Source organism: Anaeromyxobacter sp. K, from assembly GCF_000020805.1.
Classification (GTDB): domain Bacteria; phylum Myxococcota; class Myxococcia; order Myxococcales; family Anaeromyxobacteraceae; genus Anaeromyxobacter; species Anaeromyxobacter dehalogenans.
Window position 1 is genome coordinate 4164534 of sequence record NC_011145.1, and the last position, 24845, is coordinate 4189378.

Sequence of the window (24845 nt, forward strand, 5' to 3'; positions counted from 1 at the left end):
CGCCTTCACCCGCCGGGGAGGATCCTGATCTCGGTGCGCCGGTTCTGGGCGCGACCGCGCGCCGTCTTGTTGGAGGCGATGGGGTGCTCGGCCCCGAACCCCTTCGCCTCCACCCGCTCCGCCTCGATCCCGCGCCCGGCCAGCGCCGCCCGCACCGCCTCGGCGCGCGCCTGGCTCAGCCGCTTGCTCGCGGCCGCCTCGCCGGCGCCGTCGGTGTGGACCTCGACCGCGACCCGCAGCCGCGGGTGGTCGCGCAGCGCCTGCGCCAGCTCGTCGAGCAGGACCGCGCTCGACGGCAGCAGGTCGTCGCGCGCGCCGAAGCGCACCGGCTCGCGCAGCGCGATCCGGTCCCGCCCCACCTCGAGGAGCCGGTACGCCCGCGGGCACCCGTCGGCGGCGACGCCGGCCTGCCCGGGGCAGCGATCGTCCGGGTCGGCCACCCCGTCGCCGTCCGCGTCCATCACGGGGCAGCCGCGGTTCTCGAGCGGCCCCTGCTCGTGCGGGCACGCGTCCACGCGGTCCACGATGCCGTCGCCGTCGTCGTCCGGATCCGGGCAGCCGTCCTCCTCCTGGAACCCGTCGGCGTCCTCGGGATCGAGCGGGCACCGGTCGATCTCGTCGGGGACGCCGTCGCCGTCGGAGTCCTTCGCCGGCGGGCACCCGAGCGTCTCGGCCGGCCCCGCCTCCGCGGGACACGCGTCCTCGGCGTCGCCGACGCCGTCGCCGTCCGCGTCCGGGCACCCCTGGAGCGTGGCCGGGCCGGGCGCGTCGGGGCAGCGGTCGTCCAGGTCCGCGACGCCGTCGCGGTCGCCGTCGGTCTTCTCGATGACCACCCGCGCCGCGGGCTCGCCCTTGCGGATGGTGACCTGCGGGGCGGCGCAGGTCCGGGCCAGCTCCCGCGCGCGCCGCGCGCTGCGCCCGGCGGCCTCCACCCGGGCGCGGGCCGCCGCGTCCTCGCCCCGCCCCAGCCGCCGCTCGGCCTCCTCCAGGCTCGCCTCCGCGTCGGACAGCTCGTCCGCGGCGCAGCGCTCGGCCCCCGCGCCTCGGGCCTCCACCAGCTCGGCCCGGACCGCGCGCACGTCGGCCCGGAGCTGCCCGCCGGCGGCGCACGCGGTCACCAGGAGCGCCGGGAGGAGCGCGCGAGCGGGGGAGAGGCGGAGGGACATGGCGCGAGCCGACGCTACTCGGCGGGGGATCGGGGAGTCAAGGAAGCGCCCGTACCGACGGTCGAGGTGCGCCCGCCCGCGCGCCCGCCCGCGCGTTGCGGGGGCGGGCAAGCACCGGCGTCGGCCTCGGGCCTACCTTTGCGCCGGGAGGCAGGTCAATGGGGATCATCGCCTGGATCGTCTTCGGGTTCGTCATCGGGCTCATCGCGCGCGCGGTGGTGCCCGGGAAGCAGAGCCTCGGGTTCGTCATGACCACCCTGCTCGGCATCGCCGGCTCGATCATCGGGGGCCTGGTCGCGTCCGCGTTCGCCGGCTCGCCCGGCACCTCGTTCCAGACCGCCGGGTTCATCGGCAGCCTGGTGGGGGCGATCGTGCTGCTCGTGATCGCGGGGATGGTGATGACGCCGCGGCGGCGGACCGTTTAGCGCCCGCGGCGCGGCGCTACTCGCAGATCAGCTCGGCCGCGGCCGGTGGGTCGCAGTACGTGGAGGCGTCCACCGACGCGGCGCTCACGCCGGTGACCGCCTCGTAGTCGGTCCCGGGCGCCGGCACGAGGCCCGCCCAGCCGTTCCAGCGCGCGGTGACCACCGCGGAGTCGGCCACCAGGCCGCGGGCCGGCGACGGCGCGTATTCGCCGAACACGTTGCGCCCGGCCCCGCAGGCGCCGGCGCCGCCGTCGAGGTGCCACGCCGTCACGCTGCCCGAGACCAGCACCTGATCGCCGGCGTTGCCGTGGAGCGCGTTCCCGGAGAACCCCACCGCCTGCGTGCCCGCGGGCGGGTTGCCGGCGAGGTACAGGCCGCCCACCGCCCGCTTGGTGGTGAACGCGCCGCGCTGGGCGGCCGCGTTCCGGCAGATCCGCGTCCCGCTGATCCAGACGCGCGCGGTGTTCGCCTCGAGCACCACGCCGGTCGCCCCGTTGTCGCGGACGGTGCAGCCCTCCATCGTGAGGCGCCCGTCCGCCCCCGCGGCGGCGACCAGCCCGGCGCCGCCGTTCGCGGCCAGGGTCACCCGGAGCAGCGTGACGTCGCCGCGCGCGAGGCGCAGCCCCTCCTGCGCGTTCCCCTGGAGCACCGAGTCCTCGGCGGTGACCGGGGCGCCCACCGCGACCTCCCGCGCCACCGCCACGCCCGGGCCCGCTGCGCCCGAGACCGTCACGCGCTCCAGCGCCACCGGGCACGCGCCCTCGAGGCGGAGCCCGGCCGCGAGCGCGCCGCCCTCGCGCGACGCCGCCACGGCGACGTCGGCCACGCGGGCGGGATCGCCGGCGGCGCACGCGGTCCGGACCGCGACCGCCGCGTCCGGCGCCGCGTCGTCGCGCACGGTGACGCCGGCGAGCGTCGAGCCGGCGCCGAGCGTCACGCCCGCCGCGACGACCCCGTCGCCGAGCGCCAGGATCCGGCCGGCCGGCGCGGCCGGGGCGTCGTCGCCCCGCAGCGTCACGCCGGGCGGGATCACCAGGTCGGCGGCCACCGGGTAGACCGCCGGGGCCGCGCCCGCCGCGACCACCGCGGTCGCGCCGCCCTCGGCCGCCCGGGCCAGCGCGTCGGAGAGCGCGCGGAAGCGGCACTGCGCCGGCTCGCGCGCGCCGGTCGGCGCCGGCTCGCCCTGCGGCGCGCCCGCCACCGGGTCCACCCACAGCTCGCCGCCGGCGGCCTCCGGGCAGTAGCACTCCGGATCGGCATCCGGCGTCCGCTGACCGCACAGGACGCCCGCGCCGCAGTCCGCCACCCGCGTCCAGGTCCCGCCGCACACGGCGTCGCCGGTGCCGTCGCACCGCACCACGTCGCCTGCGGCCGAGCAGGTCACCTGGCCCGGGGTGCACGCGCCGCCCTCGCAGGCGGCCGCGCGCCGGCTGCAGCGCAGGTCGTTGCCGCAGGCCTGGCCGGAGGGGCACTGCGCGGTGGCGCCGGGGACCTGGCACGCGGCGCCCTCCACGTCCACCTGGCAGGCCGCGAGCGCGAGCCCGGCGGCGACGACGGCGAGGCGGCGCATCAGAAGGTCCCCTCCACGAAGAACAGCGTGACGCCCGCGGCGCCGGCCGCTCCCGCGATCCCGTAGAGCACGTTCGCGGTCCGCGCCTTCGAGCGCGCGTCGCGCGCCAGGGCGGCGGCGTCGTCGTGCGGCGCGCCGTCCACCAGCGCATCGCGCTTGCGCTGCGCGGCCTGGCCGTAGATCGCGCCGGCGGCGAGCGCCGCGGCGGCGGCGCCGGCCGCGACCCAGGTGTACACGCGGTGCCGCGACGGCCGGGCCTGCGGCGCGGGCGTGAGCGGCACCGGCGAGGCGGGCGCGCGGGCGGAGAGGTCGGGGCGGGTGGGCGCGGGCCCCGGCAGCGCGCTCGCGCGGCCCGGCGGCGGGGCAGCGGCGCCGGCGACGGGCGCGCCCGGGGCGGACGGCGAGGCGCGGACGGTCGGGGCGGCCGAGGGCGCCGGGGCCGGCGCGGCGCCGGGCTGGAGCACCACCTCCACCACCCGCGACGCCGACGCGCCGACCTCCACCGCCTGCTCCACCGGTGCGTAGCCCTGGAGGGCGAGCGCGATCGTGTACGGGCCGGGCGGCAGGGTCAGGTGGAACGGGGTGGTGCCGCGGGCTCGGCCCTCGATGCGGACCTCGGCCCCGGGCGGATCGGTGTACGCGAGCAGCGCCTGCACGCCGGCGGCGGCGAGGCGCGCCTCGATGCGTCCGATGGCGGCGCGGACCGCGGCCCGGTCGCGCGCGTCGGGCACCTCCCGCAGGTAATCGGTGTAGCTGCGCAGCGCGCCCGGCCACTCCTGGAGCTGCTCGCGGCAGCGGGCCACGTTGAAGTGGATGGCCCCGTGCGGCTTCAGCCGGTACGCCGCCTCGAACTCGGCGATGGCGGCGCGCCACTGCCGCTGCTGGTACAGCGCCGAGCCCTTGCGGAAGTGCGCGCTCGCCTCCGCCACGTCGTCCGCGCGCGCGGCGGCGGGGATCGAGGCGGCCGAGGCGGTGACGAGGGCGAGGAGCGGGAGCAGGCGCCAGGGTCGGGTCATCGGAAGGGATCGGGCTTGAGCCCGCCGTCGTCGGAATAGGGATCGGCCGGCGCGGGGCGCAGGCGCGGGGCGGCCGGGCGGCGGGCCGCGGCGGGCACCGGCCGCGCGGGCTCCGCGGGCGCGTCGTCGACGGCGGGCGCGACGGCGGGGGCGGCGGCCGCGGCGGCGGCGGTCGAGGGCGGCGGCGCCGAGGCGTCCGGCGGCGGCACGGGTGGAGCGTCCTGCACGATGGGTGGATCTACCCGGAGGCCGGGGGTGACCGCCAGCGGGTCGGCGGGCCGCGGCGCCCGCGCGCGCGCCCACCACCACCCCGCCACACCCACAGCGGCGGCGAGCCCGATCACCGCGGCCGCCCGCGCCGTCCGGCGGCGGCGATCGGCGGCAGGGGCCGGCGTCCCGGCGCGCACGGTGGGCGCGCCGCCCGGACGCCCGGCGCTGGACGGGTGCGTCGGCACGGGGAGCACCCCGGGCAGCTCGTAGCGCGCGGTGGCCGCGGCGGAGGACGGCCGCGCGTAGTCGCCGGCGAGCGTGGACAGCCGGATGCGCGTCACCTCGGCCGCGAAGTCGAGCATGGTCGCGAAGCGCCCCTCCGGCTGCTTCGCGAGCGCGCGCAGCACGAGCGCGTCCACCTCCGGCGGGATCCCGGCCCGCCGGCGCGACGGCGGCTCGGGCGCCTGCGTCTGGTGCGCGACGAGCGTCGCGATGGCGCTCTCGCCGACGATGGGGAGCGCGCCGGTGAGCATCTCGTACGCGAGCACGCCGAGCGCGTAGACGTCCGAGCGGTGGTCCACCGGGCCGCCCACCGCCTGCTCGGGCGCCATGTACTCGGGCGTGCCGACGATGGCGCCGGCGCGCGTGATGCGGTCGGTGCGGCCGAGCTGCTCCACGTGCGAGATGCCGAAGTCGAGCACCTTGGCGCGCTCCACGCCGTCCGGCCCCCGCACCACGAACACGTTCTCCGGCTTCACGTCGCGGTGGACCACGCCGCGCGCGTGCGCCGCGGCGAGCGCCCGGCACACGTGGTCGAGCAGGCCGAGCGCCCGGCCCACCGGGAGCGGCCCGTCCTCGCGCAGCACGGCGCCGAGGCTCCGCCCCTCCAGCGCCTCCATCACGTAGTAGAGCGTGCCGTCGGCCTCCTCGCCGAAGTCGAGCACGTCCACCACGTTCTCCTGGCCGATGCGGCTCGCGGCGAGCGCCTCGTTGCGGAAGCGCTCGCGGAGCTCCGCGTCGGAGGCGCGCTCCGCCCGCAGCACCTTCACCGCGAAGCGCCGGCCCAGCACCGAGTGCTCGCACAGGTAGACCGCCCCCATGCCGCCCTCGCCGAGCTGGCTCAGCACGCGATATCGCTGTCCGAAGACACGGCCCACGAGCGCGTCGGCCGCGGGGCCGGTCGGGTCACCCCCCCGCGGGATCGATTCTGGCGGGCGTGAGGCGGACATGCGCGGGTCACGGCTAGGGTATCATGGAAGGCCTGCTGCACCGAGGGGACGCACCTTGGCCGATCTCGTGATCCTGAATGGCTCCCGCGCCGGGGCCGTCTTCGCGCTGCCGGAGATCCCGACGGTGCTGGGCCGATCGCCCGAGGCGCACCTGCAGATCGAGGATCCGTGGATCTCCAGCATGCACGCCATGTTCGAGCGGCGGGCGGACGGCGTCTGGGTGATCGACCTGGAGAGCCGCAACGGCACGTTCCTCGGTGACGACCGGATCGCCGAGGCGCGCATCGAGCCGGGCATGGTGCTGCGCTTCGGGCGCACCGAGGTGCGGGTCGCCGAGGGCGAGCGGGCCGCCGAGCCGATCGAGGAGTCCTCTCCGGAGCGGACCCGCGTCGAGTCGCCCACCGAGCCCCGCCCGCGCGCCGAGGCCCGCGCCACGCTGCGCGGCGACGCGGAGCCGGCGCTCACCGCGCTGCGCACCGGCGGCGCCGACCCGAACGCGCTCGCCGCGCGCCCGCTCACGGTGCTGCGCCTCTCCATCCAGGCGACCGGACGCGGGCGCCCCGCCGACGCGCTCGCGGTCCGCGCCGCGCTCGACGCCGCCGCGCGCGCCGCCAGCAACGAGGGCGCCGTCACCGCCCGCCTGGCGGCCTCGGGCGTCCTGGCGGTGTTCGGGATGCCCGCGCCGGGACCGAAGGATCCCCTGCACGCGCTCCGCGCCGCCCGCACCGCCCGCGCCGCGGTGCGCGCGTTCGGCGTGGCGCTCGACGTGCGCGCCGCGGTGGACCGGGGACCGCTGCTCACCGGGACGCTGCCGGTGCACGACGAGCTGGTGGCGCTGGGCGAGGCGGCCGACCGCGTCGAGCGGGTGCTGGCGCTGGCCGGGCCGGGCGAGACGCTGGGCGGGCCGGGCGTGGCGGGCACCGAGGGGCTCGGCCCGGGCATGGTGCTGCGCCTCGGCCGCGAGGAGATCCTGGTCTTCCGCGACGACGGGCGCTGACGCGGACCGCGCCGCGCCGCGGGGCGCCGGCCTGCCGTTCTTGCATCACGTGCCGAATCGGCAGTAGAAGGGGCGGCAGGAGGCCCCATGGGCGCGAGCGACGCGGCCGAGCCGTTCGGCGCGGGAAGGTCCTGTCTGGTCGTCTCGGCGGGCGGCGCGCCGGAGATCGCGGCGGCGCTCGAGCGGGCGGGCTTCGCCCCCGCGGTGGTCGAGGGCGAGCACGACGCGCTCGCCGCGCTGGAGGGCGGCGGGTTCGCGGCGGTCTACGTGGAGCAGGCGCTGGGCAGCGCCGCGGTCTCGACGCTCGCCGCAGCCGCCGGGCAGCGGCTGGGCGGCGCGCCGGTGACGGTGCTCGGGCGCAGCGGCACGGTCCAGGAGGCGGTGGACGCCATGCAGCTCGGCGCCGACGACTACCTGCCGCCGCCGTTCCCCGCCGGCGAGCTGCTGCGGCGCCTCGCCCGCGCGCTGGAGCGCCCCGGGCCCGCGCGCACGGCCGCGCCGGGCCGGCTGCTCGGGCTGGACGGCTCCTCGCCCGCGGTGCGGCGGCTCCACGCCGCCATCGAGAAGATCTCGCGCTACAAGAGCAACGTCCTGCTGCTCGGCGAGAGCGGCACCGGCAAGGAGATCGTCGCGCACGCGCTGCACGACCGCGGGCCGCGCCGGCAGCACCTGTTCGTCCCGGTGAACTGCGCCACGCTCGGGCGCGACATCCTCGAGAACGAGCTGTTCGGCCACGAGCGCGGCGCGTTCACCGGCGCGAACGAGCGCAAGCGGGGGCTGTTCGAGCTCGCCGACGGCGGGACGTTCTTCCTCGACGAGATCGCCGAGATGGACCTCTCCACGCAGGCGAAGCTGCTGCGCGTGCTGGAGCGGAACGAGTTCCGGCGCGTGGGCGGCACCGGTAAGGTGAAGGTGGACCTCTCCATCGTGGCCGCCACGAACCGCGACCTCGAGCAGGCCATCGCCGCCGGGCGCTTCCGCCACGACCTGTACTACCGGCTGAAGGTGGTGACGCTGGTGGTCCCGCCCCTGCGCGAGCGGCGCGAGGACATCCCGGCGCTCGTCCACGCGTTCATCGCCGACTTCAACCGGCGCAGCGGCGGGCAGATCGCCGGGATCGCGCCGGCGGCCATCCAGCGCCTGGTGGAGCAGGACTGGCCGGGCAACGTCCGCGAGCTGCGGAACGCGGTCGAGGGCGCCTGCGTGCTCGCGACCGGCGAGGTGGTGAAGCTCGAGGACCTGGAGCTGGCCGGCCGGCCCGCCGGCGAGGTCCCCGCGCCCCGGCGCCACGCCGCCGCGCCGCGGCGGACCGCGGCGGCTCCGGCGCCGACCTCGAACGCCGCCGCGCCCGCGCCGGCCGCCGGCGCGGTGGTCGAGGTGTCGCTCGACGAGACGCTCGCCGAGGCGGAGCGGCGCATCGTGCTCGCGGCGCTCCGCCGCCACGGCACGCGCGCCCGGACCGCGCGTGCGCTCGGCATCGGGCTCCGCACGCTCTACACCAAGCTCGCGGCCTGGGGTCTCGAGCCCGAGGATGCCGGATCGGCATGACGCGGCCGGCGCCCGCCGGCGCCTGCGGATGCGCCAAGCGCCCGGATTCCCGGCGTTCCGGATGAAATGACGCGGTGGCGCGGTTCCTGCTCTCGGGTGGGACGACGCGATGCAGACCGCCCCGCCGCCGCCCTCCGTGCTGCTCCTCGCCCACCCCACGCCGGCGAGCGAGGACCTGTTCGCGGACCTCGCCCGCCGCGAGGACCTGTGCCTGCTGCGCGTCGCCACGGCGGCCGCCGCGAACCGGACCATCGACGAGATGCCGGTCGCGCTGGTGGTGACCTGCCCGGAGGTCCCGGTGGCGGCGGTGGAGTCGGTGCTGTCGCACCTGGAGCGCGCCCGCCCGGGCACGCCGGTGCTGGCGGTGCGGCCGCGGCAGCCGCCCGAGCCGGCCGGCTGGGGCGAGCGCGGCGTGGCGGTGCTCCGCCTGCCGCTGCTCGCCGGCGTGCTCTCGCGGTCGATCGACGTGGTCCTGGGCATGAAGCGCCTGGGTTGAAAGGAACCGGAACGGAATGCAGCTCACCGAACGCGACGCGGCCCGCCTCCTCGGCGTCCCCGAGGCCACCCTGCAGCGGTGGCTGAGGAGCGGCGAGCTCGCCGCCACCCGGCTGAACGAGCAGTACCGGCTGAACAAGATCGACCTGCTCGAGTTCGCCTCCTCGCGCGGGATGGAGATCTCGCCCGACCTGCTCGCCGAGCTGGAGCAGCCGGCGCTGCCGAGCCTGGCCGAGGCGATCCGCGCCGGCGGCGTGCACCACGGGCTGGCCGGCGCCGACAAGTCGGCCACGCTGCGCGACCTGGTGGACCGGCTGGCGCTGCCGCGCGAGGCCGACCGCGACCTGGTGCACCGGATGCTGCTCGCGCGCGAGGCGCTCGGCTCCACCGGCGTGGGGAACGGCATCGCCATCCCGCACGCGCGGAACCCCATCGTCCTGCACGTGTCCACGCCGGCGGTGGCCATCAGCTACCTCGACCGGCCGGTGGACTTCGAGGCGCTGGACGGGAAGCCGGTGCACACGCTCGTGCTGCTGGTGAGCCCGTCCACCCGCGCGCACCTGCACCTGCTCGCGCTGGTGGCGACCGCGCTGCGCGATCCGGGCGTGCTCGCCGCGCTGGACGCGCGCGCCGGGGTGGACGCGCTCGTCCCCGAGATCGCGCGGGTGGAGGCCGCCATCGCGGAGAAGCGCGCGGCCGCGAGGAAGCCATGACGCTCTACCTCGCCGCCCTCGGGGTGCTGGTGGCCGGCGGGCTCGCCGCGCTGGCCGCCTCCGCGCGCCCGCGCCTCGCGCTCGCCGTCGGCAGCGCCGGCGCCGCGCTGGGCTGCGCGCTCGGGCTCGCCGCCTCGCTCGCCGCGCTGCGCGCCCCGCCCGCCGCGCTCGACCTCCCCTGGCCGGTGCCGTCCGGCGCGCTCGCGCTCGGCCTCGACCCGCTCTCGGCCGCGTTCGCGACCGCGATCTTCGCGCTCGGCCTCGCCGCCTCGGTCTACGGCGCCGGCTACCTGCGCCCGCAGGCCGACCGCCGCCCCATGGGCCCGTTCGCGCTCTTCTTCGCGCTCACGCTCGCGAGCATGGCGCTCGTGGTCGCGGCCCGGCAGGCGGTGCTGTTCCTGGTGGCGTGGGAGGGCATGACCGCCGCGTCCTTCCTGCTCGTCGCGCACGAGCACGAGGACGCCTCGGTGCGCCGGGCGGCCCGCACCTACCTCGTCGCCTCGCACCTCGGCGCCGCGTTCCTGTTCGCCCTGTTCCTCGTGCTCGGGCGCGAGGCGGGCTCGCTCCGCTTCGAGGCGTTCGCCGCGCTGCGGGCCGGCGGGGCGCCGGCGGCGCTCCTGTTCCTGTTCGCGCTGGTGGGCTTCGGCACCAAGGCCGGCCTGGTGCCGCTGCACGTCTGGCTGCCCGAGGCCCACCCGGCCGCGCCGAGCCACGTGTCCGCGCTCATGTCCGGCGTGCTCGTGAAGATGGGCGTGTACGGCATCCTGCGGGTCCTCACGTTCCTGCCGCCCGCGCCGGCGTGGGCCGGGCTGCTGCTCGCCGGGGTGGGCCTGGTGGGCGCGCTGGCGGCGCTGGCGCTCGCGCTCGGGCAGCGCGACCTGAAGCGCGTGCTCGCGTACTCCACCGTCGAGAACGTGGGGATCATCGCGCTCGCCGCCGGCCTGGGCCTCGTCGGCGCCGCGTACCACGCGCCGCTGGTGGCGGCGCTCGGCGTGACCGCCGCGCTGCTCCACGTCTGGAACCACGCGCTCATGAAGGGGCTCGCGTTCCTGGGCGCCGGGGCGCTGGTGCACGGCGCGGGCACGCGCGACCTGGAGCGGATGGGCGGGCTGCTCCGGCGGCTGCCCGTCACCGGCGGGATGCTGGTGCTCGCCGCGGTGGCGCTGTGCGGGCTGCCGCCGCTGAACGGCTTCGTCTCGGAGTGGCTCGTGTACCTGGGCCTGCTGCAGGGCGGGCGCGGCGCGCCGGCCGGGCTGGCGCTGGCGGCGTGGCTCGCGCTCGCCGCGCTCGCGCTGGTGGGCGCGTTCGCGGCGGTCGTCTTCACGCGGCTCCTCGGCACCGCGCTGCTGGGCGAGCCGCGCAGCGCGGAGGCGGCGCACGCGCACGAGGCCGGGCCGCTCCTGCTCGCGCCGCTCGCGCTGCTCGGGGCGGGCAACGTGGCCCTGGCGCTGTTCCCGGCGCAGGCGGCCGCGCTGCTCGCGCCCGCCGCCGCGCAGGTCCTCGGGACCACCGAGGGCGAGGTGCTCGCCGCGCTCGCGCCGGCCGCCGGCGCGCTGGCGGGCCCGCTGCGGGCCGGCGTCCTCGTGCTGGTGGCGCTCGGGGTCGGGATCGCGATCGCGGCGCGGCGGCTGCGGGCGGGCCGGCCGGTGGCCGAGTCCTCGACCTGGGGCTGCGGCTTCTCCGCCGCGAGCCCGCGCGTCCAGTACACCGCCGCCTCCTACGCGCAGCTCGCGCTCGACGCCGCCGTGCCGCGCCCGCTCCGGCCGCGCGCGCGCCTGCGGCCGCCGGAGGGCGCGTTCCCGGCGGGCGCGTCGCTCGCGCTGGAGGGCGACGACCCGGCGCGCACCCGCGTGTTCGAGCCGGCGTTCCAGCGGGTGGGCGGCTGGTTCAGCCGGCTGCGCAGCTTCCAGCAGGCCCGCCTCAACCTCCAGCTCCTCTACACCGTCGCGGCGCTGCTCGGGCTCACGGCGCTGCTGCTCCTCCGGTACGGTCCGTGACCTCCGCGCTCGCCCTCGGCGCCATCGCCCTCACCGCCGCGAGCGGCCTCGCCGCGGCGCTGCCCGGCCTCCGCCCGGCGCGCGCGCAGGCGCTCGCCACCGCGGTGCTCTGCGCCGGCGCGACGCTGGGCCTCGCCGCGGCGGGCGTGGCGCTGGCGGGGGGCGAGGCGGCGGCGGGCGGGGTGCTGCGGGTGGACGCGCTCTCCGGGCTGTTCCTCGTGCCCATCCTCGGCATCGGCGCGGCGGGCTCGGCGTACGGGCTGCGCTACTTCCCGCAGGCGGAGCGCGGCCCGCGCGCGGTGCGGCTGCAGCTCTTCTACGGCCTCGCGGTCGCCGGGATGGCGCTGCTCGTGTGCGCCACCGACGCCATCGGCTTCCTCGTCGGCTGGGAGGTGATGGCGCTCGCGAACTTCTTCATGGTGCAGACCGAGGACGAGGACCCGTCGGTGCGCCGCGGCGCGTTCCTGTACCTCGCCGCCACGCACGCCGGCACCCTGGCGCTGTTCGCGCTGTTCGCGCTGCTGCGCCGCGAGGCGGGCTCCTTCGAGCTCGCGGCCATGGAGGGCCTCCGGCTCTCCGGCCCGACCGCGGCCGCGGTGCTGGCGCTGGCGCTGGCCGGCTTCGGCATGAAGGCCGGGCTCGTCCCGCTGCACTTCTGGCTGCCCCCGGCGCACGCCGCCGCGCCCAGCCACGTGTCGGCGCTCATGTCCGGGGTGGTGGTGAAGACCGGCATCTACGGGCTGATGCGGGTGACCGGCCTGGTGGACGCGCCGCCCGAGTCGTGGGGCGTCGCGCTGCTCGCGCTGGGCGGCGTCTCGGCGGTGCTGGGGGTGGCGTTCGCGCTCGCGCAGCACGACCTGAAGCGGCTGCTCGCCTACCACACCGTGGAGAACGTGGGGATCATCGCGCTCGGGCTCGGGCTGGCGCTGCTCGGGCGCGCCCGCGGCGTCCCGGCGCTGGTGGTCCTCGGCCTGGGCGGCGCCGGCCTGCACGTCGTCAACCACGCGCTGTTCAAGTCGCTCCTGTTCCTCGGCGCCGGCGCGGTGCACCACGCCACCGGCACCCGCGAGCTCGACCACCTGGGCGGCCTCGCGCGCGCCATGCCGCGGACCGCGCTGCTGTTCGTGATCGGCGCCGCGGCCATCAGCGGGCTCCCGCCGCTGAACGGCTTCGCCTCCGAGTGGCTGGTCTACCTGGGCCTGCTCGACGGCCTGCGCCAGCCCGGGGGCGACCTGCTCGCGTACGTGACGCTGGGCGCGCCGGCGCTGGCGCTGGTGGGCGGCCTGGCCGCGGCCTGCTTCGCGAAGGTGGTCGGGGTGGTGTTCCTGGGCAGCCCGCGCAGCCACCACGCCGACGGGGCGCACGAGCCGCCCGCGGCCATGCTCGCGCCCATGGCGCTCCTCGCCGCCGCCTGCGCCGCCATCGGCCTGTTCCCGGCCGCGACCACCGCGCCGCTCGCCCGCGCCGCGGCCGCCTGGGCCCGGGTCGATCCCGCGCTGCTCGCCGCCCCCGCCGCGCGCGCGGCCGCCGGCGCCGCGCGGGTGAGCGCGGTCGCCGCGCTCCTGCTCGTGGCGACGCTGGCGGTGGCGGCGTGGCGGCGGCGCCGGCTGGCCGGCCGCATCGCGCCCGCCGTGCCGACCTGGGGCTGCGCCTTCTCCGCGCCGACCGCCCGCATGCAGTACACCGGCTCGTCGCTCGCCGCGCTGCTGGTGGCGCGCTTCTCCTGGGCGGTCCACCCGCGGCGCACCGAGCCGCGGCTGGAGGGGCCGTTCCCGGCGCCGGCGCCGTTCGCCACCGCGGTGCCGGACACCGTCCTCGACCTCGCCCTCCTCCCGGCGGCGCGCGCGTACGGCTGGATCGCCGAGCGCGCGCGCCTCCTCTACCTCCGCCGGATCCACTTCCAGATGCTGCTCGTGCTCCTGACGCTCCTCGCCGTCCTCGCCTGGGGGTTCGCGTGGTGAACGCACCCATGGTCCTGCGCACCGCGCTGCACGTGGTCGCGCTGCTCGTGCTCCCGCCGCTGCTGCTCGGCGTGATCAACCGCGTGAAGTCCATCGTGGGCGGGCGCCGCGGCCCGCCCCTGCTGCAGCCGTACCTCGACCTCGCCAAGCTGCTGCGCAAGGGGGCGGTCTACAGCCGGACCACCACCTGGGTGTTCCGCGCCGGCCCGGTGATCGGGCTCGCGGCGGTCGCCTCCGCCGGCCTGCTCCTCTCCATGGGCGGCGCCCCCGCGCCCATCGCGTTCACCGGCGACTTCGTCCTGTTCGCCTACCTGCTCGGCCTGGGCCGGTTCTTCACCGCGCTCGCCGCGCTCGACACCGGCTCGTCGTTCGAGGGCATGGGCGCCGCGCGCGAGGTGACGTTCGCGAGCCTGGCCGAGCCGGCGCTGTTCCTCTGCCTGCTCGTGCTGGCGCGCGCCACCGGCTCGCTGTCGCTCTCCGGCATGCTCGGCCCCGACCTCGACGCGGCCTGGTCCTCGGCGGCGCCGGGCCTCCTGCTCGCCGCCATCGGCCTGTTCGTGGTGGCGCTCGCGGAGTGCTCGCGCATCCCGGTGGACGACCCCAACACGCACCTCGAGCTCACCATGATCCACGAGGTGATGGTGCTCGACCACGGCGGGCCCGACCTCGCGCTCATCCTGTACGGCGCCGCCATGAAGATGTTCCTGTTCGGCGCCCTGCTCTCCCGCCTGGTGCTCGGCCACGGCGCCGGCGCGCTCGCCTCGGAGGCGCTGTTCTTCCTGGGCGTGATCGCGTTCGCGGTGGCGGTGGGCGTGGTCGAGTCGGTGATGGCGCGCCTGCGCATCGTGCGCGTGCCGCAGCTCCTGGTGGGCGCCTCGGTGCTGTCCGCCTTCGCCCTGGTCCTCCTGCTCCGGTGACCCCGTGACCTCCATCGCCGACCTCGTCTTCATCCTCGTCGTCGTCATCGACTTCTTCCTGCTCGCCTCGAGCCGGCTCGGCGCCGCCATCCGCGCGGTCGCCACCCAGGGGGCGCTGCTCGCCGCCCTGCCGCTGCTGCTCCTGGAGGGCGGGCACCAGGTCGGGCACGTGCTGCTGCTCGCGGTCGGGGCGCTCGCCATCAAGGGCGCGCTCATCCCCTGGCTCATGTTCCGCGCCATCCGCGAGGCCTCCATCCGCCGCGAGATGGAGCCCATCGTCGGCTTCGTCCCGTCGATGGTGCTGGGCGGCATCGGGGTGGCGCTCGCGTTCGCGTTCTCGAGCCGCCTGCCGCTCCCGGGCGGCGAGGCGCACCCGTACCTGGTCCCGACCGCGCTCTCGACCGTGTGGGCCGGGATGCTGCTGGTGGTCTCGCGCCGGAAGGCCGTCAACCAGGTGCTGGGCTTCCTGGTGCTGGAGAACGGCGTCTACGTCTTCGGCCTGCTGCTCACCGGGATCATGCCGGTGATGGTGGAGGCGGGCGTGCTGCTCGACCTGTTCGCCGCCGTGTTCGTCATGGGCATCGTCATGTTCCACATCAACCGCGAGTTCGCCTCGCTCGACACCGAGAAGCTCTCGGCGCTGAAGGACTGACCGCGCATGGTGCTCCTCATCGCCGCCCCGCTCGCGCTCGCCCTGGTCGCGTTCGCGATGCCCTCCGCCCGGCGCCGCCCGCTGGTGCTCCTCGCCGGCGCGCTGGTCCACACCGCCGGCGTCCTGGCGCTGCTGGCCGCGCCGCCGCCCGCCCGCGAGGGCGCCTGGCTCGCGTTCGACCCGCTCGCGCGCGTCACGCTCCTCACCGCCACCGCGCTGTTCCTCGCCTCGGCGGTGTACGCGCAGGGCTACCTCGCCCGCCGCGCCGATCGCGACAACCGCGTGTTCGTGGGCGGCCTGCTGGTGCTGCTCTCGGCCATGACCACGGTGGCGCTCTCGCACCACCTCGGCCTGACCTGGGTGGCCATGGAGGCGAGCACGCTCTCCACCGCGCCGCTCATCTACTTCAACCAGAACGCCCGCTCGCTCGAGGCCGCCTGGAAGTACCTGCTCATCGGCTCGCTCGGCATCGCGCTGGCCCTGCTCGGCACGTTCTTCCTGGCGCTCGCCGGGGCGGGCCCGGGCGGCCCGAAGTCGCTGATGGTCGAGGACCTGATCGCGGCCGGCGGCGCGCTCTCGCGGCCGTGGGTGCGGGCGGCGTTCGTGTTCCTGCTGGTGGGCTACGGCACGAAGATGGGCCTGGCGCCGCTGCACTCCTGGAAGCCGGACGCCTACGGGGAGGCGCCCGGGATCCTCGGGGCGCTGCTCGCCGGCGGGCTCACCAACTTCGCGTTCGTCTCGGTGGTGCGCGTGTTCCAGGTGACGATCGCGGCCGGCGAGGGCGCGTTCGCGCGCGACGCGCTCATGGCGCTCGGCCTGCTCTCGATCGGCCTCGCCGCGGTGTTCGTGGTGGGGCAGCGCGACTTCAAGCGCATGCTCGCGTACTCCAGCGTCGAGCACATGGGCATCCTCGCCATCGGCGTCTCGCTGGGCGGCGCCGCGACCGCCGGCGCGTTCTTCCACACCATGAACAACGGGCTGACCAAGGGCGTGCTGTTCCTGTCGGCCGGCAACATCCACCGCGCCTTCGGCTCGAAGACCACCGACGACGTGCACGGCGCCGCGCGCCGCCTGCCGCTCTCCGGGCCGCTGTTCCTGGCCGGCTTCCTCGCCATCACCGGCTCGCCGCCGTTCGGGCCGTTCTTCAGCGAGTTCGCCATCGTGAACGGCGCGTTCGGCGCCGGGCGCTACTGGGTGGGCGGGCTGTTCCTCGCGTTCCTGGCGGTGATCTTCGTCGGCATGGCCGCGACCGTGCTCGACGTGGTGCAGGGCGATCCGTCGGACGCGCCGCGCGTGCCCGGCACCGGCGACAGCTGGCTGACCGCCGGCCCGCCGCTGGCGCTCATGCTGGTGGTGCTGGCGCTGGGGGTGTTCCTGCCGGCGGGGCTGAAGGACCTGTTCGGCGCCGCGGCGGCGCTCGTCGGGGGAGGCTGGTGATGGCCCGCAACACGACCGCGACCGCCGGGCACGGCGCCGCGCCCCGCGCCAGCGACGTCCTCGAAACCTGGAACGGCGAGCCGGTGGACGCGCGCGCGGTGCCGGTGCACGAGCCCGCCCGGTTCAAGGAGATCGTCCTCGCCGCGCACCGCGGCGGCGGGCGCCTCGCCGCGCTGTTCGGCCGCCCCGACGCCGGGGGCGGCGTCCTCGTCACCGCGGTGCTGGCGGACGACCCGGAGGGCCGGCTGGCGCTGCTCGCCACCCGCGTCGCCGACGCGTTCCCCTCGATCGCGGCCGAGCTGCCCGCGGCCCAGGCGTTCGAGCGCGAGCTGGCGGAGCAGTGGGGGCTGCGCCCCGAGGGCCACCCCTGGCTGAAGCCGCTCCGCTTCGAGCCGCCGCGCCGCGCGGCGCCGGATCCGTTCGGCCGCCAGGACCCGCGCGCCACCATCCCCGGCGAGTACCCGTTCTTCCGGGTCGAGGGCGAGGAGGTGCACGAGGTGGCGGTGGGCCCGGTGCACGCGGGCATCATCGAGCCGGGCCACTTCCGCTTCCAGTGCCACGGCGAGCGCGTGTTCCACCTCGAGATCGTGCTCGGCTACCAGCACCGCGGCGTGGAGCGCCTCCTGCGCGGCGGGCCGGACCGCCGCTCCATGGCGCTCGCCGAGTCGATCGCCGGCGACACCGCGGTGGGCCACGGGCTCGCCTACGCGAAGGCGGTCGAGTCGCTCGCCGGCGTGGCGCCGACCGCGCGCGCCATGTCGCTGCGCGGGATCGGGCTCGAGCTGGAGCGGGTCGCGAACCACGTCGGCGACCTGGGCGCGCTGGCCGGCGACGTGGGCTTCCTGCCCACGGCGTCGTACTGCGGCGCGCTCCGCGCCGAGTTCCTGAACGCGGTGGCGGAGATCTGCGGCAACCGCTTCGGGCGCAGCCTGGTGTGCCCGGGCGGCGTGAAGCACGACCTCGACGCGGAGGCGGCGCGCGCGCTGGCCGCCCGCGTCCGCGCGGCCTGGGAGAAGACCCGGCGCGCGGCGTCGCTCATGTTCGAGTCGCCCTCGGTGCGCGCCCGGTTCGAGGGCACCGGTACCGTGCCCACCGCGCTGGCCCAGGCGCTCGGGATGGTCGGGCCGGCCGCGCGCGCCAGCGGCGTGGACCGCGACGTCCGGCGCGACCACGCGTTCGGCATCTACCGCTTCTCCCACGTGGCGGTCACCACCGCCGAGAACGGCGACGTGCTGGCCCGCGCGCTCATCCGCCTGCTCGAGTCCGAGCGGAGCGTGGAGTTCGTGCTCGACCAGCTGGAGCGGCTGCCCGGCGGCCCCTCGCGCACGGTGCCCGGGCCGCTCGCGCCCGGCGCGCTGGTGGTCTCCATGGTGGAGGGCTGGCGCGGGGAGATCGCCCACGTCGCGGTGACCGACGCGCAGGGGCGCCTCGAGGCCTACAAGGTGAAGGATCCGTCCTTCCACAACTGGTTCGGGCTCGCCATGGCGCTCCGCGACGGCCAGATCTCCGACTTCCCGCTCTGCAACAAGAGCTTCAACCTCTCCTACGCGGGGCACGACCTGTGATCGACATCCTGAAGTTCCGGCTCGGCTACGGGAACCAGACCGTGGCCTTCCCCGACGGCCCGCCCCGCTTCCCGGCGCGCTTCCGGGGGCGGCCGGTGGTGGATCCGTCGCGCTGCGAGGCCGGCTGCGCCGGCTGCGCCGAGGCGTGCCCCACCGAGGCGATCCTCGACCCCGGCACCGCGACGATGCGGGTGGACCTGGGGCGCTGCACGTTCTGCGGCGACTGCGCCACCGCCTGCCCGCCGGGCGCGATCCGCTTCACCGGCGACCACCGCCTCGCCGCCCGCACCCGCGAGGCGCTGGTGGTGTCGCGCGACGCGCCGGTGCTCGCGGACGCGCTCGACGCCGAGCTGCGGCGGGTGCTGGGCCGCTCGCTCAAGCTCCGGCAGGTCTCGGCGGGCGGCTGCAGCGGCTGCGAGGCGGAGCTGAACGCCTCCGGCAACATCCAGTTCGACGTGGGCCGCTTCGGCGTGCAGTTCGTCGCCTCGCCGCGCCACGCGGACGGCCTCGTGATCACCGGGCCCGTCACCGAGAACATGCGCCTCGCGCTGCGCCAGACCTGGGAGGCGGTGCCCGCGCCGCGGATCGTGATCGCGGTGGGCGCCTGCGCCATCTCCGGCGGCCCGTTCGCAGGCAGCCCGGTGACCTGCGGCGGCGCCGCGGCCGCGCTCGACGGCATCCCGGTGGACCTCTACGTCCCCGGGTGCCCGCCGCACCCGATCACGTTCCTCGACGGGATCCTGCGGCTGCTCGGGCGCCTGAAGTAGCCGGCCGCCGCCCGCGTCAGCCCGCCCAGCCGCTCGGCGCCGGGCGCGCGTCCTCCCGCGGCGCGTGCGGCGGGAGCAGGAGCGGCTCCTCGGGCATCGCGATCCAGAGCGCCACGTAGACCACGATCCCCCAGCCGCCGAGCACGACGGAGAGCAGGAACGCGAGGCGGATCGCGGCGCACGGGACGCCGAAGCGGTTGGCGAGCCCGCGCGCGACGCCCGCGATCATCCTGCCCTCGCGGGCGCGGGTCCACTCGCGGAAGGGCGGGCGGCCCACCAGCCAGCTCGTGCAGGCGGCGCAGCGGGTCGCGCCCGGCGCGGTCTCGGTGCGGCAGTACGGGCAGAGCATCGGTTCGTCCTCCTCCGAACCCTACGCGCGCCCTGCCGGGGTTATTTCGCGCGGGCCTCGGCGCGCCCGAAGGCCCCCGTCCACAGGCTCGTCCCGCCGGGCGCCTGGACCACGCGCTGCCGCCGGAGCGGCAACCCGTAGTGCTCGAACAGGCGCACCAGCTCCTCGGGCGGGACCGGCCGGGCGGCGCGCTCGATCAGGCGCAGCGCCTGCGAGGGGGGCTCGGGCGCCTCGCCGCCGGGCAGGCGCAGCACGATGGAGCAGGAGCCGCCGTCGGCCAGCCAGCCCGCGATGCGGCGCACCAGCGGCTCCGGGTGCAGGTACTCGAGCACCAGCGCGGCGTGGACGAGGTCGAACGCGCCGGGCGGCGCGCGCCAGGTCTCGGCGTCGGTGCAGTACAGCTCGAGGCGCGGGCCCAGGTGGAAGAAGCGCTGCCGCGCGATGGCGAGGTACTGCAGGTTGACGTCGAGGCCCACCACGCGCCCGGTGACCGACGGGTCCACGTGCTCGAGGCCGTCGCCGGTGGCGCAGCCGACGACGAGCAGCCGGTCGGGCTGGGCCGACAGGTAGGCCTCCTGGAAGAGGCCGTCGAGCGTCGAGCGGAGGTCCAGGCCCTCCGGGCCCAGGTATCGCGCGTGGTCGGCGGCGGGGACCACGGTCCACGGGTTCGGAGCGCGCATCGGCCGCTACCCTACCCCGAAACGGCCGGGCGCGAGCGCGCGCGGCGGAGGGCGGGCCGGGCCGGGTGTCGCGCAACCGGCGGCCGTCGCCTACCCTGGAGACATGCGCGTGCGGCGCCTCGAGCCCGCGGACCTGGACGCCTGCCTCGACCTGTTCGCGGCGGTGTGCGCCGAGCGCCGCTGGCTCGCGACCGAGCCGCCGGTGGACCGCCGCGAGGTGCGCCGCGGGTGGGAGGCGCTGCTCGGGACCGGCGAGGGGACGCTGCTCCTGGCCGAGGCGGGGGCGGGCGCGCCGCCGGCCGGGATGGCGATGCTGGTGGGCCGGGTCCTGCCGCAGCTCGGCATGCTGGTGGCCGCCGGGTCCCGCCGCCAGGGCGTGGGCGACGCGCTGGTGCAGGCCGCGGTGGGCTGGGCGCGCGCCGCCGGCGCGCGGGAGCTGGTGCTGCACGTGTTCCCGCACAACACCGCCGCCCGCGCCCTGTACGCGAAGCACGGCTTCGCGCAGACCGCCGTGCTCCGCCGCGCGTTTCCCCGCAGCACCGGCGAGCGCTGGGACGCGATCCGGATGACGAAGGCGCTCGGCCGGTCCTGAAGCGTCGCAGCGCGAGCGCAGCGAGCCGCCGGGGCGCAGCCCCGTTCAGATCGGCGCGCCGCGGGCCGCCAGCACCAGCTCCGTGCGCAGGTCGTGGAGCTCGCGCTCGAGGCCCACCGGGAACTGGTGCGGGTTCACGAAGCGCTTCACGCCCGCGTGGAAGCGGGCGAGCTGCGCCTGGGTGCGCGCGCGCACCGCGTCGAGCGGCGGCGGTCGGTACACCTGCCGCCCGCCGCGGAACACCGGGACGAGCAGGTCCTCGGCGGGCGTGCCCTCCGCGAGCTGGCGGCGGCGGGTGGGATCGAGCGGGTCCACCATCACCGGCGACGCCGGGAGGCCGGTGAGCTCGTCGTAGACCACGTCCGCGAGGAAGCCCTGCGGGCCGGAGAACCGGCGCACCTGCAGCAGGCCCGGGATGGTGGTCTTCGCCGCCTGCTCCGACACCTTCACCCGGTGCTCCCAGCGCGCGTCCGCCGACGCGCGGACCGCGCCCAGCTTGTACACGCCGCCCAGCGCGCCGTCGTCCTGGCCGGTGACGAGCCGCGTGCCGACGCCCCACACCCCGATGCGCGCGCCCTGGTCCTTCAGGCTCTGGATGATGATCTCGTCGAGCTCGTTCGAGGCGTACACCGCCGCGCGCGGGAAGCCCGCCTCGTCGAGCATGCGCCGCGCCTGGATCGACAGCCAGGCGAGGTCGCCGGAGTCGAGGCGGACGCCGAGCAGGTCGTGCCCGTGCTCGCGCAGCCAGCGCCCCACCTCGACGGCGTTCCGGATCCCGTCCAGGCTGCCGTAGGTGTCCACCAGGAACACGCAGTTCGCCGGCATCGCCTTCGCGTACTCCAGGAACGCCTCGCGCTCGCCCGCGTGCAGCATCACCCAGGAGTGCGCGTGCGTCCCCTTCCCCGGGATGCCGTAGAGCCGCGCGGCCAGGGTGTTCGAGGTGGCGGCGCAGCCGCCCACGTACGCGGCGCGGCTCGCGGCCAGCCCGCCGTCGATCCCCTGCGCCCGCCGCAGGCCGAACTCGAGCACCGGGTCCCCGCCGGCCGCGAGGCACACCCGCGCGGCCTTGGTGGCGACGAGCGTCTGGAAGTTCACCACCGCGAGCAGCGGCGTCTCGAGCAGCATGCACGGGATCACCGGCCCGGTGACGCGCACCAGCGGCTCGGTGGGGAACACCACCGTCCCCTCCGGCACCGCGTCCACGTCCACGTCCACCTCGAGCGCGCGGAGCGCGTCCAGGAACCCGGCCTCGAACAGCGGCGCGCCGTCGGCGCCGGCCTGCGTGGCCAGCCAGGCGAGGTCCTCGTCGGAGAAGCGCAGGTGGGACACGAGGTCCATGGCGTGCTCGAGCCCCGCCGCCACCGTGAACCCACCGTGAAACGGGTTCGCCCGGAACGAGAGCGTGAACGACGCCTGCTTCCCGGCCGCGCCGCTCTTCCAGGCCGCGTACGCCATGGTCAGCTCGTAGTAGTCGGTGAGCAGCGCGAGCGAGGGGCGGTAGAGCTGGGACGGGACGGACATGCGGTCTCCTGACGCGCCACCCCGGGTGCGGGCGGGACCCTCTTTGCTTGCTTCGGCGCGGCGCGACGATAAGTAGCCTGCCACCGGAGGCCTCGCACCCATGAACGATTTCCTCGGCGTCGTCACCCCCTTCGATCTCGGCCCCGGCCGGACCGGCAAGCTCGTCTCGCTGCCGGCGCTGGAGCGCAAGGGCTTCGGCCCCATCTCGCGCCTGCCCGTCTCGCTGCGCGTCGTGCTCGAGTCGCTCGCGCGCAACGCCGACGGCCAGCGCGTCACCGAGGAGGACGTGCGCGCGCTCGCGCAGTGGAAGCCGCGGGCGGAGCGGACCCGCGAGGTCCCGTTCGTCGTGGGCCGCGTGCTGCTGCAGGACTTCACCGGGGTGCCGCTGCTCGTGGACCTCGCCGCGATGCGCGCGGCGGTCGCGAAGCTCGGCAAGGACCCGATGATCGTCGAGCCGATCGTCCCGGTGGACCTGGTGGTGGACCACTCGGTGCAGGTGGACGCGTTCGCGTCGCCCGAGGCCCTCCGCTGGAACATGGACCTCGAGTTCGACCGGAACGTGGCGCGCTACGAGTTCCTGAAGTGGGGCACGCAGGCGTTCGAGCGGCTCCGCATCGTCCCGCCCGGCATGGGCATCTGCCACCAGGTGAACCTCGAGTTCCTGGCGAAGGGCGTGCTGGAGAAGGACGGGGTGTACTACCCGGACACGCTGGTCGGCACCGACTCGCACACGCCCATGGTGAACGGCCTCGGCATCGTGGCCTGGGGCGTGGGCGGCATCGAGGCCGAGGCGGCCATGCTCGGCCAGCCCACCTACTTCCTCACCCCCGACGTCGTGGGCGTGCACCTGACGGGCGCGCTCCGCGAGGGCGTCACCGCCACCGACCTCGTGCTCCGCGTCACCGAGGTGCTCCGCAAGGCCCGGGTGGTCGGGAAGTTCGTCGAGTTCTTCGGCGCCGGGGCGGAGACGCTGCCGGTGCCGGAGCGCGCCACGCTCTCGAACATGGCGCCGGAGTACGGCGCCACCATGGGCTTCTTCCCGCCCGACGAGCAGTCGCTGCGCTACCTCGAGCAGACCGGCCGGCCGAAGGAGGTCGTGGACACGTTCCGCGCCTACTACGCGGCGCAGGGCATGCTGCGCATCCCGCGCCCCGGCGAGGTGGACTACTCCGAGGTGATCGAGCTCGACCTCGGCAGCGTGCGCCCCGCGGTGGCCGGGCCGAAGCGCCCTCAGGACCGCATCGAGCTGCCCGCGCTGAAGCAGACGTTCCGCGAGCTGTTCGCGCGCGCGGACGCGACCGGCTACGGCAAGCCGGCGTCGGAGCTGGGCCAGCGCCACCGCCTCGCGTCGGCGCCCTCCGGCCAGACCCGCCCCGGCGGCGGCCTGCAGGACCCGGACACCGCGCCGGACGGCCGGCACAAGAACACCAGCACGCTCACCGAGACCGAGATGATGAACAACCGGCCCACGCCGGATCCGGTCGGGCTGGTGCCGCGCCTCGCCGACGCCGACGTGGAGGTCGGGCACGGCGACGTGCTCATCGCCGCCATCACCTCGTGCACCAACACCTCCAACCCGAGCGTCATGCTCGCGGCCGGCCTGCTCGCGCGCAAGGCGGTGGCGAAGGGCCTCACGGTGAAGCCGACCGTGAAGACCTCGTTCGGCCCCGGATCCCGCGTGGTGTCGCGGTACCTCGAGCGCACCGGGCTGCAGAAGGACCTCGACGCGCTCGGCTTCAACGTCGTCGGGTACGGCTGCACCACCTGCATCGGCAACTCCGGGCCGCTCGACGGGCGCATCGAGAAGCTGCTCGGCGAGCACGACCTGGTGGGCGCCGCGGTGCTCTCCGGGAACCGGAACTTCGAGGCCCGGGTGCACCAGTCCATCAAGGCCAACTTCCTGATGAGCCCGCCGCTGGTGGTGGCGTTCGCCATCGCCGGCACGGTGGACGTGGACCTGGAGCAGGAGCCGCTCGGCACCGGCAAGGACGGCGAGCCGGTGTACCTGCGCGACGTGTGGCCCACCCTCGAGGAGGTGGAGGCGCTGCGCGGCGCGGCGGCGGATCCGGAGCAGTACCGGCAGAACTACGCCGGGTTCTCGCAGAACGATCGCTGGAACGCGCTGCCGGTGCGCGGCGGCAAGCTCTACGAGTGGAACCCGGAGTCCACCTACATCCAGCAGCCGCCCTACTTCGAGGGCTTTGGCCTCTCCGCCGGCACGATCGGAGAGATCACCGGCGCGCGGCCGCTCGCGATCTTCGGCGACTCGGTCACCACCGACCACATCAGCCCGGCCGGCTCGATCAAGCCGTCCTCGCCCGCCGGGAAGTACCTCCAGTCGCTGGGCGTGTCGGTGGCCGACTTCAACAGCTACGGCGCGCGGCGCGGCAACGACCACGTCATGGTGCGCGGCACGTTCGCGAACGTGCGGGTGAAGAACCTGATGGTGCCGGGCGTGGAGGGCGGGGTCACGCGCCACCAGCCGGACGGGGCGCAGCAGCCCATCCACGACGCCGCCCTGCAGTACGCGCGCGAGGGCGTCCCGCTCTGCGTGGTGGCCGGCCAGGAGTACGGCACCGGCAGCTCGCGCGACTGGGCCGCGAAGGGCACGGTGCTGCTCGGCATCCGCTTCGTGGCGGCGCGCAGCTTCGAGCGCATCCACCGCTCCAACCTGGTGGGCATGGGCGTGCTCCCGGTGCAGCTGCCGGAGGGCGTCTCGGCGGCGACGCTGAAGCTCGACGGCAGCGAGACGTTCGACCTGCTCGGCATCTCGGAGGGCCTCGCGCCGCGGCAGGCGGCGCGCCTCGTGATCCACCGCGCCGGAGGCGCGCGCGAGGAGGTGCCGGTCACCGTGCGGATCGACACGCCCATCGAGGTCGAGTACTACCGGCACGGCGGCATCATGCAGTACGTGCTCCGGCAGCTCGTCCAGCGCGCCTGACCCCGGCGCCCGCGCCGCCGCCGCCGGCCGCGGCGGTGCGCGGGGGTGGGCGCGCCGCGCGGCGCCGGCCGCTTCCTTGCCCGCGCCGCCCGGCGGG

Annotated in this window: 21 protein-coding genes; 14 read left to right on the plus strand and 7 right to left on the minus strand. The window is 76.6% G+C overall.

The window, feature by feature from the left end; genetic code table 11:
• Positions 1–5 precede the first annotated feature (5 nt).
• The gene (locus ANAEK_RS18635; RefSeq protein ID WP_012527679.1) at positions 6–1166 is read right to left on the minus strand and encodes an OmpA family protein; all 1161 of its coding nucleotides are present in this window, start codon (positions 1164–1166) and stop codon (positions 6–8) included.
• 158 nt (positions 1167–1324) lie between these two features.
• On the opposite strand from ANAEK_RS18635, the gene ANAEK_RS18640 reads away from it, so the two are divergent.
• Positions 1325–1591 (plus strand): GlsB/YeaQ/YmgE family stress response membrane protein, encoded by a 267-nt coding sequence (locus ANAEK_RS18640; protein ID WP_012527680.1) that lies wholly within the window; start codon positions 1325–1327, stop codon positions 1589–1591.
• A gap of 16 nt (positions 1592–1607) precedes the next feature.
• Here ANAEK_RS18640 and ANAEK_RS18645 read toward each other — a convergent pair whose 3' ends face one another.
• Genes ANAEK_RS18645 through ANAEK_RS18655 form a run of 3 tightly spaced genes read right to left on the minus strand, consistent with a single transcriptional unit; the run spans position 1608 to position 5514 of the window.
• The gene (locus tag ANAEK_RS18645; protein ID WP_012527681.1) at positions 1608–3161 is read right to left on the minus strand and encodes a right-handed parallel beta-helix repeat-containing protein; all 1554 of its coding nucleotides are present in this window, start codon (positions 3159–3161) and stop codon (positions 1608–1610) included.
• The gene (locus ANAEK_RS18650) at positions 3161–4177 is read right to left on the minus strand and encodes a PEGA domain-containing protein (protein ID WP_012527682.1); all 1017 of its coding nucleotides are present in this window, start codon (positions 4175–4177) and stop codon (positions 3161–3163) included. Before ANAEK_RS18650 ends, ANAEK_RS18645 begins: the two co-directional genes overlap by 1 nt.
• Positions 4174–5514: a serine/threonine-protein kinase gene (locus tag ANAEK_RS18655; RefSeq protein WP_232288275.1), complete on the minus strand. Its 1341-nt coding sequence runs from the start codon at positions 5512–5514 to the stop codon at positions 4174–4176. The genes ANAEK_RS18650 and ANAEK_RS18655 overlap by 4 nt, the downstream gene beginning before the upstream one ends.
• A gap of 157 nt (positions 5515–5671) precedes the next feature.
• Here ANAEK_RS18655 and ANAEK_RS18660 point away from each other — a divergent pair, with 157 nt between their 5' ends.
• From ANAEK_RS18660 to ANAEK_RS18710, 11 genes are all read left to right on the plus strand, one after another.
• Complete coding sequence (locus tag ANAEK_RS18660) at positions 5672–6613, plus strand: FHA domain-containing protein (protein ID WP_012527684.1); 942 nt, start codon at positions 5672–5674, stop codon at positions 6611–6613.
• A gap of 87 nt (positions 6614–6700) precedes the next feature.
• Positions 6701–8161: a sigma-54 dependent transcriptional regulator gene (locus ANAEK_RS18665; RefSeq protein WP_012527685.1), complete on the plus strand. Its 1461-nt coding sequence runs from the start codon at positions 6701–6703 to the stop codon at positions 8159–8161.
• 109 nt (positions 8162–8270) lie between these two features.
• On the plus strand, positions 8271–8657 hold the full coding sequence (locus ANAEK_RS18670) for a hypothetical protein (RefSeq protein WP_011422700.1): 387 nt from the start codon (positions 8271–8273) through the stop codon (positions 8655–8657).
• A gap of 16 nt (positions 8658–8673) precedes the next feature.
• Entirely contained in the window at positions 8674–9369 is a 696-nt protein-coding gene (locus ANAEK_RS18675) for a PTS sugar transporter subunit IIA (RefSeq protein ID WP_012527686.1), read from the plus strand.
• On the plus strand, positions 9366–11366 hold the full coding sequence (locus tag ANAEK_RS18680) for a proton-conducting transporter membrane subunit (protein ID WP_012527687.1): 2001 nt from the start codon (positions 9366–9368) through the stop codon (positions 11364–11366). The genes ANAEK_RS18675 and ANAEK_RS18680 overlap by 4 nt, the downstream gene beginning before the upstream one ends.
• Positions 11363–13327 carry a proton-conducting transporter membrane subunit gene (locus tag ANAEK_RS18685; RefSeq protein ID WP_012527688.1) on the plus strand — a complete coding sequence of 655 codons (1965 nt, stop codon included), beginning with the start codon at positions 11363–11365 and terminating at the stop codon, positions 13325–13327. The genes ANAEK_RS18680 and ANAEK_RS18685 overlap by 4 nt, the downstream gene beginning before the upstream one ends.
• The gene (locus ANAEK_RS18690; protein ID WP_232288276.1) at positions 13324–14244 is read left to right on the plus strand and encodes a respiratory chain complex I subunit 1 family protein; all 921 of its coding nucleotides are present in this window, start codon (positions 13324–13326) and stop codon (positions 14242–14244) included. The genes ANAEK_RS18685 and ANAEK_RS18690 overlap by 4 nt, the downstream gene beginning before the upstream one ends.
• A gap of 4 nt (positions 14245–14248) precedes the next feature.
• Entirely contained in the window at positions 14249–14896 is a 648-nt protein-coding gene (locus tag ANAEK_RS18695) for a hydrogenase (RefSeq protein WP_012527690.1), read from the plus strand.
• Between the two features lie 6 nt (positions 14897–14902).
• Entirely contained in the window at positions 14903–16333 is a 1431-nt protein-coding gene (locus ANAEK_RS18700) for a proton-conducting transporter membrane subunit (protein ID WP_012527691.1), read from the plus strand.
• The gene (locus tag ANAEK_RS18705) at positions 16333–17898 is read left to right on the plus strand and encodes an NADH-quinone oxidoreductase subunit C (protein ID WP_012527692.1); all 1566 of its coding nucleotides are present in this window, start codon (positions 16333–16335) and stop codon (positions 17896–17898) included. The genes ANAEK_RS18700 and ANAEK_RS18705 overlap by 1 nt, the downstream gene beginning before the upstream one ends.
• On the plus strand, positions 17895–18665 hold the full coding sequence (locus ANAEK_RS18710; RefSeq protein ID WP_012527693.1) for a 4Fe-4S binding protein: 771 nt from the start codon (positions 17895–17897) through the stop codon (positions 18663–18665). Before ANAEK_RS18705 ends, ANAEK_RS18710 begins: the two co-directional genes overlap by 4 nt.
• 16 nt (positions 18666–18681) lie before the next feature.
• On the opposite strand, the gene ANAEK_RS22685 is transcribed toward ANAEK_RS18710, so the two are convergent.
• Entirely contained in the window at positions 18682–19014 is a 333-nt protein-coding gene (locus ANAEK_RS22685; protein WP_012527694.1) for a PspC domain-containing protein, read from the minus strand.
• Between the two features lie 41 nt (positions 19015–19055).
• Positions 19056–19694, minus strand: coding sequence for a class I SAM-dependent methyltransferase (locus ANAEK_RS18720; RefSeq protein ID WP_012527695.1), 639 nt, complete (start codon positions 19692–19694; stop codon positions 19056–19058).
• 103 nt (positions 19695–19797) lie between these two features.
• Here ANAEK_RS18720 and ANAEK_RS18725 point away from each other — a divergent pair, with 103 nt between their 5' ends.
• Entirely contained in the window at positions 19798–20286 is a 489-nt protein-coding gene (locus ANAEK_RS18725) for a GNAT family N-acetyltransferase (protein ID WP_012527696.1), read from the plus strand.
• 45 nt (positions 20287–20331) lie between these two features.
• Here the strand turns inward: ANAEK_RS18725 and ANAEK_RS18730 are convergent, their stop codons facing one another.
• The gene (locus ANAEK_RS18730; protein ID WP_012527697.1) at positions 20332–21807 is read right to left on the minus strand and encodes a nicotinate phosphoribosyltransferase; all 1476 of its coding nucleotides are present in this window, start codon (positions 21805–21807) and stop codon (positions 20332–20334) included.
• 100 nt (positions 21808–21907) lie between these two features.
• On the opposite strand from ANAEK_RS18730, the gene ANAEK_RS18735 reads away from it, so the two are divergent.
• Positions 21908–24748 carry an aconitate hydratase gene (locus ANAEK_RS18735; protein WP_012527698.1) on the plus strand — a complete coding sequence of 947 codons (2841 nt, stop codon included), beginning with the start codon at positions 21908–21910 and terminating at the stop codon, positions 24746–24748.
• Positions 24749–24845 lie beyond the last annotated feature (97 nt).

Excerpts from the sequence above, each read along its gene's own strand:
- ANAEK_RS18640 (WP_012527680.1), top strand. The coding sequence starts at position 1,325 with ATGGGGATCATCGCCTGGATCGTCTTCGGGTTCGTCATCGGGCTCATC.
- ANAEK_RS18735 (WP_012527698.1), top strand. The coding sequence starts at position 21,908 with ATGAACGATTTCCTCGGCGTCGTCACCCCCTTCGATCTCGGCCCCGGC.
- ANAEK_RS18705 (WP_012527692.1), top strand. The coding sequence starts at position 16,333 with ATGGCCCGCAACACGACCGCGACCGCCGGGCACGGCGCCGCGCCCCGC.
- ANAEK_RS18645 (WP_012527681.1), bottom strand. The coding sequence starts at position 3,161 with ATGCGCCGCCTCGCCGTCGTCGCCGCCGGGCTCGCGCTCGCGGCCTGC.
- ANAEK_RS22685 (WP_012527694.1), bottom strand. The coding sequence starts at position 19,014 with ATGCTCTGCCCGTACTGCCGCACCGAGACCGCGCCGGGCGCGACCCGC.
- ANAEK_RS18680 (WP_012527687.1), top strand. The coding sequence starts at position 9,366 with ATGACGCTCTACCTCGCCGCCCTCGGGGTGCTGGTGGCCGGCGGGCTC.
- ANAEK_RS18665 (WP_012527685.1), top strand. The coding sequence starts at position 6,701 with ATGGGCGCGAGCGACGCGGCCGAGCCGTTCGGCGCGGGAAGGTCCTGT.
- ANAEK_RS18725 (WP_012527696.1), top strand. The coding sequence starts at position 19,798 with ATGCGCGTGCGGCGCCTCGAGCCCGCGGACCTGGACGCCTGCCTCGAC.
- ANAEK_RS18720 (WP_012527695.1), bottom strand. The coding sequence starts at position 19,694 with ATGCGCGCTCCGAACCCGTGGACCGTGGTCCCCGCCGCCGACCACGCG.
- ANAEK_RS18670 (WP_011422700.1), top strand. The coding sequence starts at position 8,271 with ATGCAGACCGCCCCGCCGCCGCCCTCCGTGCTGCTCCTCGCCCACCCC.
- ANAEK_RS18700 (WP_012527691.1), top strand. The coding sequence starts at position 14,903 with ATGGTGCTCCTCATCGCCGCCCCGCTCGCGCTCGCCCTGGTCGCGTTC.
- ANAEK_RS18635 (WP_012527679.1), bottom strand. The coding sequence starts at position 1,166 with ATGTCCCTCCGCCTCTCCCCCGCTCGCGCGCTCCTCCCGGCGCTCCTG.
- ANAEK_RS18675 (WP_012527686.1), top strand. The coding sequence starts at position 8,674 with ATGCAGCTCACCGAACGCGACGCGGCCCGCCTCCTCGGCGTCCCCGAG.
- ANAEK_RS18650 (WP_012527682.1), bottom strand. The coding sequence starts at position 4,177 with ATGACCCGACCCTGGCGCCTGCTCCCGCTCCTCGCCCTCGTCACCGCC.
- ANAEK_RS18730 (WP_012527697.1), bottom strand. The coding sequence starts at position 21,807 with ATGTCCGTCCCGTCCCAGCTCTACCGCCCCTCGCTCGCGCTGCTCACC.